Here is a 12970-nt window from a genome sequence, read left to right as displayed (position 1 = left end):
CCCCGACAAGACCGTCTACCAGCGCCACCCCAACGGCACCATCACCCGCCTGCCCCGCAAGACCGGCCCCCACCAGCACCACGTCCCCGGCACCGTCATACCAACCGACCTGAGCCAACAGATCGGCCCCGACCTCATCGACCGCCTCAACCGGGCCCTTGACAGAACACTCGACAACCAGGCCCACAACCACGCCCGTTTCGGCACCAACACCAACGGCAGGGCACGGCTAGAGACCCGCGGCCCCAAACCCGGCCAGAGAGCCGGAGCCTACGAGACCACCCCCTACCCCAAAGCCGCCCACACCCTCCAACTCGCACCCCTCATCGACCAAGCCCCACCCTTCTAAGTGACCGGGCCACTACGCGCTGACGACCGGGATGTCTGTGAGGCGAGCGACGACTCGCTCTTTCGTATAAAGATATTCACCTGCCGGCATATCAATCGTGATGCTATCCTCGCCGACATCTGGCCACACAACCGGGAGGGACTGGGAAGTCCCGGGCTCGAGACTGTACACAAAGTTATTCGCCAAGGGAACTCGATTCCCATTGGGGTACGCATAGTCGGCTTCCAAATACCTCAACCCATCACTGAGGATGGTTAAGCTGCTCACATACCACACTCCAGACAGGCCGCGCATTTCCATCATCTTCCCCGGCAATGCGAAGGGAGCAACCGGCATGCTGACCGCCTCACTAGAGGTGAGAACTACCTTTCCAGTCAGGTAGTCCCCTACTCTAACTACATGGTCAATCGTCATGTGCATGGTCTTACCACCGACCTTCACATCGACACCCTCGGGGCCCTTACCTACAGGGCCTGCCGGGTCAGGCACGGTCGCCGACGACGGTGCCTCACTCGCACTTGGTGACGCACTGGATTCGGCGGCCTTAGAGGGCGTCAGCGTAATCTCTACACGGCGATTGATCTGTCTGCGCTCGTCAGTGTCGTTCGGAACCCGCGGCGAGGACTCTCCCTTGCCTGAGACCGACTCCTTCCACGCAGACAAGTCCGTCAGCTTCTTGAGACGCTCCGACACCGCCTTGGCCCGCCGCTCCGACAGATCCTGGTTGTGTGCGTCATCAGCCACATCATCGGTATGGCCCGTGATCGTCAGTTCTCCACCAGAGGGATACTTCTTGATCTGGTCCACCACAGTCGCCAGCACACTGTCAGCCTGAGTCGAGAGCTGATCGGAGTCGGTCGCGAACGTGACATCCCCGGCCACCGTCACGGTCGTCGACTTCTCATCCTGCTTCGTATCCGACGACCCATCCATCGCCAGGGTCGCCCGCTCGAGCTTGAAAGGACCAGGGTCGGGACCCTGAAGGTTGGCCTTAGCGATCACGTCATCGACATTGAAATCCACCTCCGCCTCCTTCACCACAGGAACACCGACAACAACACCCATGTTGGGAAGCAGCATCTCCACAGAATGTACTCCATCATTCAGAGCGCCGAAAACAGGGAAAGCATCCTTCGGGGCACCTTTTGTGACCGCACCGGAGAGGTCTTCAGTGTTCCCTCCAAGCTCGACGTAGACCAGACTCTGCTCCAGTGACATCATCCGGACATCAGCAGTCGTACCGACGTTTTCCAGTTGGGCGAATGCCTGGGAAAGGTACACATCTTCTTTTGAGTCGGTAGAGATGTGAAACCTCGCCACCGTGTACTTTCCCTTCACCGCGACCGGCCCGACCTCCACCGTCATCGGAGCACCTTGATACTCCGTACTGAACACCACCCCACCGTGGGGACCAGTCGCGGTCGCCACCGCACGTGGGGACGCGGCACCCGAGCTCTTCCCAGAGGAGGCGGTATCGCCCTTCTTGAGCAACCCGCACCCCGACAGGACGGCCCCCGCACCGGCCAGGGCGGGCAGGGCCAGGACACCACGTCGGGACAGTCGTGCACAGGCATCAGGAGGCAGCGGCGTCGAGGACGACATGTCGAGGACCTTTCAACGCATTGGGAACACGTACCTGACACCCTATACGCCGCGATCCATCTCACACGCTGGGAAACGACCCGTATCTTCTCGACTCGCCACGGGAAGTCATGGGGAGTTGGGAGCCTCGTCAGCTCCCAGGTCGGATGCTCAAGCGGCCCGGTCCACGAGGATGCGGGCGAAGTCCTCCATGGCCGCACGCACCTGCGACACCCGCTCACCGGCGTCGGCCACAGCCGCCGCGGCGGGCTCGCCCTCAATGCCGGCCTGGGCCAGGCGCTGCCGGGTTCCGTCAAGGACGGCCTCCTCCAAGCCCTCCAGGCCCTCCACTGCCTGAGCGGCCCAGTCCATGGCCATCTCGCGGGTACGGGCCAGGACGGGGTGCTCCCGCAGGCGAGCGACGACGTCGGCCAGGAAGGCATCATCGGACAGGTCACCGGTGGACAGGCGCGAGAGGATGGCCTGGCCGGCAGCATCGAGCTCGCCGGCCGCCAGGGCCTTGCGCAGGAGGAGGACCGGCATGGTGTCCACGCCCTCGCGCAGGTCGGTGCCGGGGGTCTTACCGGTAGTGGCCGAGTCGCTCATGAGGTCGATGACGTCGTCGGCCAGCTGGAAGGCCACACCGATCCGCTCACCGAACTCCTCCACGATCTGCTCGGTGCGCGCCCCGGCACCGGTGAGCATCGCCCCGTAGCGGGCGGACACCGCGATGAGGGAGCCGGTCTTGTCCGCCAGGACCTGGATGTAGTGGTCCACCGGATCGGTCCCTGCCGGGCGTGGCAGGGTCTCGTGGAGCTGCCCCATGCACAGGCGCTCGAAGGTCTTGGCGTGGGCCATGACGGCCTCCGGGCCGAGCGCCGCCACCAACTGGGAGGCCCGGGCCACGAGGACGTCGCCGGTGAGGATGGCGGCGGAGTTGCCCCACACGGTCTGGGCGCTCGGGGCGCCGCGGCGCAGCGGGGCCTCGTCCATGACGTCGTCGTGATAGAGGGTGGCGATGTGGGTCAGCTCCACGGCCACCCCGGCGTCGCGGATCTCCTCACCGGTGGCCAGGGCCGGGTCGCCGAGCTGGGCGGTCAGCAGGGCCAGGACCGGACGCAGGCGCTTGCCCCCGGCCTCGGCCAGGTGCGAGGTCGGCGGATTGATGGTCTCGTCGGCGCTGGTGACCACCTCCATGAGGCGGTCCTCAATGGTCTGGAGGGCGGGGATGATGCGCGACTCCAGCTCGGGGGCGCTCAGCGGCAGTGATCCGATCACGGAAGGAGCATAGCCGTCTGGTCGAACAGGTCGAAGGCGGTCTGCGGCAAAATGCCCAACCCGATTGTGGCCATCACCGCAACGCTGACCGCCAGGATGATCGGGCCGCGGCTGCCCACAACCACGGAGCGCTCGCCGTCGGGCTCATGGAAGAACATGAGCACGATGAGCCTCATGTAGAAGAAGGCGGTCACGGCCGAGCAGACGACGGCGAGGATGACGAAGGGCGTCCCGTTGCCGCTCAGGCCGGTGGCGAAGAGCCGGAACTTGGCCATGAAGCCGGCCGTCAGGGGCACTCCGGCGAAGGACAGCAGGAAGACGGTCATGGCACCGGCCGCCCAGGGGCTGCGGCGTCCCAGGCCCTTGAAGGCATCCAGGTCGCCGTCCTCGCCGCCCACGGAGCCGTCGCGGTGGGAGCGTACCAGGGTGATGATGCCGAAGGCCCCCACGGTGGCGATCCCGTAGGTCAGGGCGTAGAAGCTGAGCGCGGAGATCGCCGCCTTGGAGTAGGCCCCGATCCCGATGAGCATGAAGCCGGCGTGGGCGATGGCCGAGTAGGCGAGCATGCGCTTGACGTCGCGCTGAACCACCCCGACGACGGTGCCCAGGAGCATGGTCAGTGCCGCCACGGCCCACAGGGCGGGGGCCAGGTCCCAGCCCATGGCGCCGGCGATCAGGTAGTAGAAGCGCACCAGGGCCAGGAAGGCGGCGGCCTTGACGCCGGCGGCCATGAACCCGGTGACCGGGGTGGGGGCACCCTGGTAGACGTCCGGGCTCCAGGCGTGGAAGGGCACGGCCGCCACCTTGAACAGCAGGCCGACGATCACCAGCATGAGGCCGGCCAGGATGAGCCAGTCCTGCCCCGCCGCGCTGCTCACGGCCTCGCCCAGGGTCTTGTAGTCGACGGCGCCGGCCACCCCGTAGAGCAGGGCCGAGCCCATGAGGAGGAAGGCGGAGGCGAAGGCCCCCAGCACGAAGTACTTCAGCGCCGCCTCCTGGCTGAGGAGCCGGCGGTGGCGGGCGGTGGCCGCCAGGATGTACAGCGGCAGGGAGATCATCTCCAGGATGACGAACAGCGTGATGAGGTCGCTGCTGGCTCCGAAGAGCATCATGCCGCCCAGTGAGAACAGGGTCAGGGGGAAGACCTCGGTCGTGGTCCACCCGGCCAGGATGGACTCGCTCTCCTCCGCGCTGCCGGGCCGGTCGGCGGCCTGGGCCGCGAAGGCCCCATCACCGACCGAGGTGCGGTCGGCCATCACCAGGACGGCCAGCAGCCCGATGCCCAGGAGGATGCCCTGGGCGGCGATGGAGAAGGGGTCCTCGGTCAGGCCCGCGGACATGCGGGCGCCCGGCAGGAAGCCCTTGGGGAGCTGGAACTGGGGCACGGCTGCGGCGGCGGCTCCGGCGGCCTTGACCTCGCCCCAGCGCAGGAACAGGGAGACCCCGGAGGCCAGGATGGCCAGGAAGCTCAGCGTGGACTGGATGGCCAGACGGGCGGGCCGGGCGATGAAGGCCTCCACGAGGACACCCAGGACACCGGCGCCCAGGATGATGAGGACCGGCGTCAGGGCGTCCCAGTTGACGATCGGGGCAGTGGCTGAGGGGCTCACTTGGTGTTCCCTTCCGTAGCGGTGGAGGCGGCGGGAGCGTCAGTCGCACCGCCGGCATCGGGGCTGTCACCGGCGCCGCGGGCTGAGGCGTCAGCCTGCGAGGAGCTGGTCACCGTGAGCGCGACCTGCCGGGCGACGTCGTCGAACGCGTACGTGAAGACGCCCGGGGCCAGTCCGAGCGCGAGCATCGCGGCGATGATGGGGACGACGACGAGGCGCTCGCGCCCGTCGAGGTCGGGGCTGCCCACGCGCTCGGGGGCGGGCGCCCCGGTGAAGACCCGCTGGTAGGGCAGCAGCATGTAGACGGCGGCGATGACGACGCCGACGACGGCCGCACCGCCCAGGGCCAGCGAGACCGAGAAGGTGCCGGTGAGCACCATCCACTCGGGCACGAACCCGCTCAGGCCCGGCAGGGCGATGGAGGCCAGCCCGCTGACCAGGAAGGTGCCGGCCACCAGCGGCATGACCCGGGCGATGCCGCCGAGCTCGCTGATGGCGACTGTCCCGGTGCGCCGGGCCATGAAGCCGGTGACCAGGTAGAGGCCGGCAATGGACAGCCCGTGGGCCACCATGTAGACCATGGCGCCGTTGGCGGCCACCTGGTTGCCGATGAAGATTCCCAGGACCATGAAGCCGAAGTGGCTCACGGAGGTGTAGGAGATGAGGCGGTAGAGGTTGTCCTGGGCGATGGCGGCCAGGCCCCCGTAGATGATGGAGACGACAGCCAGGACCAGGATCACCGGGGCGGCCCAGCGGGAGGCCTCCGGGAAGATCGGCAGGACCAGGGGAATCATCCCGAAGGTGCCGATCTTATCGAGGATGCCGATGAGCAGCACCGAGGTGCCCGGGGTGGCCTGCTCGGCGGTGTCGGGCAGCCAGGTGTGGACCGGGACCAGCGGCGCCTTGATGGCGAAGGCGATGAAGAAGGTCAGGAAGATCCAGTGACCGGCGGAGGTGGACACGTGCAGGTTGGCGGCCACCGAGTCGATGAGGAAGCTGGGGACGCCGTTCTTGGCGGAGTGCAGGGAGACGGCGATGACACCGATGAGCATGATGAGCCCGCCGGCCAGGGAGTACAGGAGGAACTTCAGGGCGGCGCGCTGGCGATTCTGCCCGCCGAAGCAGCCGATGAGGAAGTACACCGGGATGAGCATCGCCTCGAAGCACAGGTAGAACAGGAGCAGGTCCCGGGCCGAGAAGATGACGACGATGAAGAACTCCAGCGTCAGGACGAGCCCGGTGAACAGGCCCTGCCGGTCGGCGGGGACCTCACCCCAGGAGGCGAGCAGCACCAGGGGCGTGACGAAGGCGCCCAGCAGCACCATGGACAGGCCCAGGCCGTTGACGCCCAGGGCCCAGGAGGCGCCGATGGCGGGGATCCAGGAGTGGGTGTCGGTCAGCTGGACGGTGCTGGCTTGAGCCAGGTCGAAGGCGCTCAGCGCCCACAGCCCCAGGGCGAGGACCGCCAGGGAGAACACGAGGCCCACGGCGCGGGCGTGGAGCCGGCGCAGTGGCGGGACCAGCCACAGCAGGAGCGCCCCGGCCAGTGGCGTGACCGCCATGACGGTCAGGACGGGCAGCGATGCGGGAAGAGTCGGCATGTGTCGTGTCCTCTCAGAACCTGGCGGCCAGGACGGCGATGAGTACGAGGACCGTTCCGGCCAGCATGTAGCCGGCGTAGGAGCGCACGTACCCGGACTCGGTGCGGCGGGTCAGGCGCCCCAGGGCGCCGGTGCCCGCGGCGGCACCCTCGATGGCGCCGTCGACGACGTAGCGCTCGACGGCGTCGGTGGCCAGGACCAGTCCCTGGCCGGTGCGCATGGCCAGGGCCTCGTTGATGGCGTCCTGGTACATGTCCTTGCGGGCGGCCTCCACCAGGGGGTTGGCGGGCTGCAGGACGACGGGCACCGGGCGGCGCACATACATCCACCAGGCCACGAGCACCCCGACGACGACCAGGGCGAGGGTGGCGCCCATGATGACCGTGGCCGGAAGGACCGGCTCGCCGTGCTCGGCGTGACCGGTGACCGGCTCCAGCCAGGTGACGAACATGTTGTTGTAGGTCAGCAGCCCGCCCAGGCCCGCGGAGAACACGGACAGGACGATCAGCGGCAGGGTCATGAGCCAGCCGGACTCGTGGGGGTGGACCTCGCCCTCCAGGTCCTCCTTGGTGGTCCAGCGCTGCTTGCCGTGGAAGATCATGAAGAACAGGCGGGACATGTAGAAGGCGGTCAGGCCCGCGCCCAGCAGGGCGATGGTGCCCAGGATCCAGGGCTTGGCGCCCTCGCCGACGAAGGCGGCCTCGATGAGGCGGTCCTTGGACCAGAATCCGGAGAAGGGCGGCACCCCCAGGATGGCGAGCCAGCCGATGCCCATGGTGGCCCAGGTGATCGCCATGGCTCCGCGCAGGCCGCCGAAGCGGCGCATGTTGACCTGGTCGCCCATGGCGTGCATGACCGAGCCGGCCCCCAGGAAGAGCTGGGCCTTGAAGAAGCCGTGGGTGAGCAGGTGGAAGATGGCGAAGGCGTAGCCGACCGGCCCCAGGCCCGCTCCCAGCATCATGTAGCCGATCTGGCTCATGGTGGAGGCGGCCAGGACCTTCTTCATGTCGTCCTTCGCGCTTCCGATGACGGCACCCAGCAGCAGGGTGATGGCGCCGATGACGGCCACGGCCGTCTGGGCGCTGGGGGCGCCCTCGAAGACGGCGGCGGAGCGGACCATGAGGTAGACGCCCGCGGTGACCATGGTGGCGGCGTGGATGAGGGCCGAGACCGGCGTGGGGCCGGCCATGGCGTCGCCCAGCCAGGCCTGGAGGGGGAACTGGGCGGACTTACCACAGGCCGCCAGGAGCAGGAAGAAGCCGATGGCGGTGAGCCAGCCGGTGCTCACCGAGCCGTCGAGGGAGGCGGCGGAGACGGCGTCGAAGGAGACCGAGCCGACCTGGCCGACCATCGTCATCATGGCCAGCAGGAGGCCGACGTCGCCCACGCGGTTCATGATGAAGGCCTTCTTGGCGGCGGCGGCGTTCTCGCGGCTGGTGGCCTGCTCGCCCTGGGGGGCGTCGGCGTCGGCGGTGTTCCAGAAGCCGATGAGCAGGTAGGAGGCCAGCCCCACGCCCTCCCAGCCGACGAAGAGCACGATGTAGGAGTCACCCAGGACCAGGGTGAGCATCGCGGCGATGAAGAGGTTGAGGTAGGCGAAGAAGCGGCGCCGGTCGCGGTCGTGGGCCATGTAGGCCACCGAGTACAGGTGGATGAGGAAGCCGACGCAGGTGACCAGGGTGACGAAGGTCAGCGACAGCGGGTCCAGGCGCAGGCCGACGTCGACGCTCAGGTTGCCGGCGGAGAACCAGTGGTAGAGGGGCAGGCCGATGACGCGTTCCTCGGCGGGCAGGCCCAGGACCTGCACGAGGATGCCCACGCCGAGGCAGGCGGCGGCGAAAGAGGCGGCCAGGCCCAGCCAGTGGCCCCAGGCGTTGGAGCGGCGGCCGGCCAGCAGCAGGAAGGCGGCGGAGGCCGCGGGGACGGCGATGAGCAGCCAGGCCCAGGAGGCCAGGCCGGTGGCCTCGGTCAGGGGCGTCACAACGGCGGTGACAGGAGCGGGAAGCATGTCGGTGGTCTCTCCCCTCAGTTCTTGAGCAGGTTCTCGTCGTCGACCGACGTGGACCTGCGGGTGCGGAAGATGGATACGACGATGCTCAGACCCACCACGACCTCGGCGGCGGCCACCACCATGACGAAGAAGGCGAAGACCTGGCCGGTGAGGTTGCCGTGGATCCGGGAGAAGGTGACCAGGACGAGGTTGACGGAGTTGAGCATGAGCTCAACCCCCATGAGCTCGATGATGGCGTTGCGGCGCAGCAGCACCGTGAGTGCCCCCAGGGTGAACAGCACCCCGGCCAGGATGAGGTAGACGGTGATGGGGAGACTCACTTCTCCTCCTTCTGCTCCGGGGCGGCCGAGTCGGCTGCCCCGTCATCGCTGAGGACGGGCTGCTTGACGGTGGGGGCGGCGGCGCCGGGCATGGACGGCATCCCGGAGCGGCGGGCGTCCCGGGGGCCGCCGGCCTGACCGGTCTGGCCGGCCCCGGCCAGACGGGAGACGATTGTGCCCGAGCGCTGGGCCAGTCCCATCTCCGGGGAGACGTCGGACAGCTCCAGGCCCTGGCCGCGGGCCCGCAGGACCCGGGGCACGGACTCCTCGACGGCCTCGCCCTGGGCGTCCAGGGCCGGGGCGGCGGCGGAGTTGGTGGAGGCGTAGACGCCGGGCATGGGCTTCTGGCCCGGGTGGGCGCCCTTGGCGGCATAGTCCTGCATCTTGCTCGCGGCCACCGCCCGCTGACTGAGCCGGGCCCGGATGCGCTGGCGGTGGGTGAGGGTCAGGGCGCCGACGGCGGCGACGATGAGCAGGATGGCGGTCAGCTCCATGGTGACGACGTGGTCGTGGTAGAGCGTGACGGCCAGCAGGTCGGGGGCGGCCTTGGCGCCGTCCTTGAGACCGGCCGGCTTCGGCAGGGTGGAGCGCCACACGACGGCGGTCAGGGCGCCGGCCAGCCCCAGTCCCAGGAGGATGAGGACCGGGCGCCTCATGACGGTACCGGCGGCACCCACCGGCTCGTCACCGCCGACACCCACGAGCATGATGACGAACAGGACGAGGGTCATGACGGCGCCGGTGTAGACCACGACCTGGGTGATGCCCATGAAGGGTGACTCGTTGACGATGTAGAGGACGGCCAGCGAGATCATGATGCCGATCATGTTGATGGCGGCGTTCACGGCTCGCTTGGCGGTCAGGACGCCGATGCCGCAGGCCACGGTGACCAGGGCGACGACGCCGAAGACGATGGCCTCGCCCAGCCCCAGGTGACCGTCCTGAGTCAGGGCGGTCGGGGCGACGGCGGGGGCTCCGGTCATCAGCAGGGTGCTCATCGCAGGGCTCCCTTCACGGTGTGGCGGCTGCCCCGGCCGGAGGCGGCGGGGGCGGCCTTGGCGCGGGCGGACTCCAGGCTGGGGTCCTCGGGTCGGTGGCTGCGCACCCAGTCGATCTGGGCCTGGGTGGAGCCGACGACCTTCCCGCGGTAGTAGTCGCCGTCCTCGGTGCCCTCGACCATGGGATGGGGCGCGGACACGGCGCCCTCGGGCACGGGGGCCAGCAGGTCCTCCTTCTCGTAGATGAGGCCCTCACGGCCGGGGCCGACGAGCTCATCGAAGTCGGTGGACATGGTCAGGGCCCGGGTGGGGCAGGCCTCGATGCACATGCCGCAGAAGATGCAGCGCAGGTAGTTGATCTGGTAGACGCGCCCGTAGCGCTCGCCGGGCGAGTACTGGGCGCCGGGCTCGTTGGAGGCGGCCTCGACGTAGATCGCGTCGGCGGGGCAGGCCCAGGCGCACAGTTCGCAGCCGATGCACTTCTCCAGGCCGTCGTCGTAGCGGTTGAGCTGGTGGCGCCCGTGGTAGCGGGGCATCACCTGCGGCGGTTCGAAGGGGTACTGCTCGGTGACCACCGGGCGGAACATCGAGGAGATGGTGACCCCGTAGCCGGCCACGGGCGCGAAGGCGCGGGCCAGGGCGGAGGGAGCGTCACGCAACCACTTGTCGTGCTGCGAGCCCCGGGAACGGTGGGGGCGATCAGTCATCTTTTCCCTCCTGGGGTGCCTCAGCGGCCGTGTCTGTGTCCTTGCCGCCGGCCGGATCGGCCTTGAGGTCAAGAGTGAAGGTGGGCAGGGCGGTGGCTGCGTCCGTACCGGCCGGAGCTGCCGTGCCGGCCACATCTGCTGAGTCGGGGGACTCGGCAGAGGCGGCGGAGTCTGCGGAACCGGCTGCGTCGTCGTCCTCGATGTCGGTGTCCTCCAGGAGGCCGACGGCGGTGGCCGCCCCGGTCTCGGGATCTGTCTCCTCCGCAGCGAGGGCGGCGCGGCGGGCGCGCGGTGAGGGCGGCAGGGAGCTGCCCGGAGGCGGCGGGACCGGGAAGCCCTCGAGGAAGGCGACGTGGTCGTCCTCGGCGTCCAGGATCTCGACATCCTCGTCGTCGGCGTCCTCGTCGTCGTCCTCATAGTCCTCGTAGAGCTCCTCTTCTTCCTCCTTGTCGGGAATGAGGAAGAGGATGAACATGATGACGCAGAAGACGACGGCCATCGGCAGCAGCAGTGCCTGCACGGAGGCGCCCGAGAAGGTGCGGAAGGCGCGCACCACGGCCACCAGCACGAACCAGACCAGGGAGATCGGGATGAGGACCTTCCAGCCCAGTTTCATGAAGTGGTCGTAGCGGATGCGCACGAGGGTTCCGCGGGTCCAGATCATGAAGAACATGACGGCCCAGACCTTGGCGACGAACCACAGCATCGGCCACCAGCCGGAGTTGGCGCCCTCCCAGAACAGGCTGAGGATCGCCGAGCGCCAGCCGCCCAGGAACAGGGTGACGCACACGGCCGAGACGTTGAACATGTTGATGTACTCGGCCAGGAAGTACCAGGCGAACTTCATCGAGGAGTACTCGACCATGTGGCCGGCGACGAGCTCGCCCTCGGCCTCGGGCAGGTCGAAGGGGAGGCGGTTGACCTCACCGACCATGGAGATGACGTAGATGATGAAGCTGGGCACCATCGCCACGGCCCACCAGATGCGCTGCTGGGCGGTCACGATCCCGGAGGTGGACATGGTCCCCGAGGCCAGGAAGACCGTGAGGATGGACAGGCTCATGCTCAGCTCGTAGGAGATGACCTGAGCGGCGCTGCGCACGGCACCGAAGAGCGGGTAGGTGGAGTGCGTGGACCAGCCGCCCAGGATGATCCCGTAGACGCCGAAGGCGGTGATGGCCAGGATGTAGAGGACCGCCACCGGGAAGTCGGTCAGCTGCAGGGGCGTGGAGTGGCCGAAGATGCTCACCTGCGGCCCGAAGGGGATGACCGCGTAGACCATGAAGGCGCTGAAGGCGGCGATGAGCGGCGCCAGGAGGTAGATGACCTTCTCGGCCCCCTTGAGCCAGAAGTCCTCCTTCATGATGAGCTTGCCGGCGTCGGCGACCGCCTGGAGCAGGCCGAGGGGGCCGTTGACGTTGGGGCCCAGGCGGGTCTGCATGCGGGCCAGGCCGCGCCGCTCCACCCACAGCGCCATCATGACGCTGACGATGAGGAAGGCGACGATGAAGCCGGCCTTGATGAGGGTCAGCCACCAGGTCTCGGCGGAGAAGTCGGCGGTCACGCCCCCGTTGGGCAGGGCGTCGTCGGCAGCGGCCTGAGCCGCGTAGATCGGGTTCACCTCAGTACCTCCGCTGCATGGGTCACGGTGACCTGGGAGCCGTGCCCGGCGCCCAGGGTCTGGTGGACGGTGGAGCCGGCCGAGCACTCGGGCAGCCACACGGTGCCGTCGCTGACACCGCCGACGACGGCCGGCAGGGTGATGGATCCGGCGGCGGTCGCCACGGTCACCTCCTGGCCGGCTGCCAGCGACAGGCGCTGGGCGAGGTCGGCGCCCACCCGGGCGACGGGGCGCAGGGCGGTGGCGGCCAGGAAGGGCTCACCGTCCTGGAGGCGCCCGGCGTCGAGCATGGGCTTGTGAGTGGTCAGTCGGGCCTCCACGCCGTCGTCGGCGGCGACGGGGGCGCCGGCGCAGACCGCCGGGGCGGGCCCGAAGGCGACCGACGGGCGCTGCCCGCGCCACAGGCCCAGGTCGGCGAGCTGCTCGTGCAGGACGACCAGGTCGTCGACCTGCAGGTCGACTCCCATCTCGTCGGCGAGCATGCCCAGGACCTGGCGGTCGGTGCGCGAGCGCGAGACGTGGGCCTGGCCGAAGGGGCGCACGCGCCCCTCCCAGTTGACGAAGGTGCCGTTCTTCTCCACGGCCGGGGCCACGGGCAGGACGACGTCGGCGTGCTCGCTGACCTCGCTGCGGCGCACCTCGAGCTGGACGGTGAAGCCGCTGGCGGCCAGGGCCGCGCGGGCCAGGCCCGGGTCGGGGAAGTCGCGCAGGTCGATGCCGCCGACAACCGCGCCACCCAGGCTCCCCTCCAGGAGCGCCGAGAGGATGGCGGTGGCGTCGCGGCCCGGAGTCGCGGGCAGAAGGTACTCGGGGCCCAGGTTCCAGGCCTGCTCGACCTGGGCGCGGGCCTCGGGGTCGGCCACGGGGCGGGCATGGAGCGGGTGAGAAATCCCC

At 68.9% G+C, this 12970-nt stretch carries 10 protein-coding genes and 1 pseudogene; 1 reads left to right on the top strand and 10 read right to left on the bottom strand.

All coding sequences use genetic code 11. From position 1 onward, the window contains the following. Positions 1 to 349 (top strand): annotated as a pseudogene (locus HMPREF3165_RS07190) (HNH endonuclease); the annotation flags it as partial. Between the two features lie 12 nt (positions 350 to 361). Here the strand turns inward: HMPREF3165_RS07190 and HMPREF3165_RS07185 are convergent. From HMPREF3165_RS07185 to HMPREF3165_RS07140, 10 genes are all read right to left on the bottom strand, one after another. Beyond that, on the bottom strand, positions 362 to 1714 hold the full coding sequence (locus tag HMPREF3165_RS07185; RefSeq protein ID WP_256275202.1) for an OmpA family protein: 1353 nt from the start codon (positions 1712 to 1714) through the stop codon (positions 362 to 364). Positions 1715 to 2101: 387 nt separating this feature from the next. Further along, entirely contained in the window at positions 2102 to 3208 is a 1107-nt protein-coding gene (locus tag HMPREF3165_RS07180; RefSeq protein ID WP_070511944.1) for a polyprenyl synthetase family protein, read from the bottom strand. Continuing rightward, the gene (nuoN, locus tag HMPREF3165_RS07175; RefSeq protein WP_070511941.1) at positions 3205 to 4818 is read right to left on the bottom strand and encodes an NADH-quinone oxidoreductase subunit NuoN; all 1614 of its coding nucleotides are present in this window, start codon (positions 4816 to 4818) and stop codon (positions 3205 to 3207) included. The genes HMPREF3165_RS07180 and nuoN overlap by 4 nt, the downstream gene beginning before the upstream one ends. Then, positions 4815 to 6419: a complex I subunit 4 family protein gene (locus HMPREF3165_RS07170; RefSeq protein WP_070511938.1), complete on the bottom strand. Its 1605-nt coding sequence runs from the start codon at positions 6417 to 6419 to the stop codon at positions 4815 to 4817. Before HMPREF3165_RS07170 ends, nuoN begins: the two co-directional genes overlap by 4 nt. A gap of 13 nt (positions 6420 to 6432) precedes the next feature. Then, complete coding sequence (gene nuoL / locus HMPREF3165_RS07165) at positions 6433 to 8427, bottom strand: NADH-quinone oxidoreductase subunit L (RefSeq protein WP_070511935.1); 1995 nt, start codon at positions 8425 to 8427, stop codon at positions 6433 to 6435. A 17-nt stretch (positions 8428 to 8444) separates the two neighbouring features. Further along, complete coding sequence (gene nuoK, locus HMPREF3165_RS07160; protein WP_003787144.1) at positions 8445 to 8750, bottom strand: NADH-quinone oxidoreductase subunit NuoK; 306 nt, start codon at positions 8748 to 8750, stop codon at positions 8445 to 8447. Further along, positions 8747 to 9748: an NADH-quinone oxidoreductase subunit J gene (locus HMPREF3165_RS07155; protein ID WP_070511932.1), complete on the bottom strand. Its 1002-nt coding sequence runs from the start codon at positions 9746 to 9748 to the stop codon at positions 8747 to 8749. The genes nuoK and HMPREF3165_RS07155 overlap by 4 nt, the downstream gene beginning before the upstream one ends. Further along, the gene (nuoI, locus tag HMPREF3165_RS07150) at positions 9745 to 10455 is read right to left on the bottom strand and encodes an NADH-quinone oxidoreductase subunit NuoI (protein WP_009407197.1); all 711 of its coding nucleotides are present in this window, start codon (positions 10453 to 10455) and stop codon (positions 9745 to 9747) included. Before nuoI ends, HMPREF3165_RS07155 begins: the two co-directional genes overlap by 4 nt. After that, positions 10448 to 12076, bottom strand: coding sequence for an NADH-quinone oxidoreductase subunit NuoH (gene nuoH / locus HMPREF3165_RS07145; protein WP_070511928.1), 1629 nt, complete (start codon positions 12074 to 12076; stop codon positions 10448 to 10450). Before nuoH ends, nuoI begins: the two co-directional genes overlap by 8 nt. Continuing rightward, a partial coding sequence (locus tag HMPREF3165_RS07140; RefSeq protein ID WP_176747020.1) for a molybdopterin-dependent oxidoreductase occupies positions 12073 to 12970 on the bottom strand: 898 nt, incomplete at its 5' end. The genes nuoH and HMPREF3165_RS07140, both read right to left, overlap by 4 nt.

Origin of the sequence: Actinomyces sp. HMSC08A09 (assembly GCF_001807465.1) — a bacterium.
GTDB classification, from domain to species: Bacteria; Actinomycetota; Actinomycetes; order Actinomycetales; family Actinomycetaceae; genus Actinomyces; species Actinomyces oris.
The sequence above is the reverse complement of the archived record's forward strand: the minus strand, read 5'-3'. Positions and strand labels throughout refer to the sequence as shown.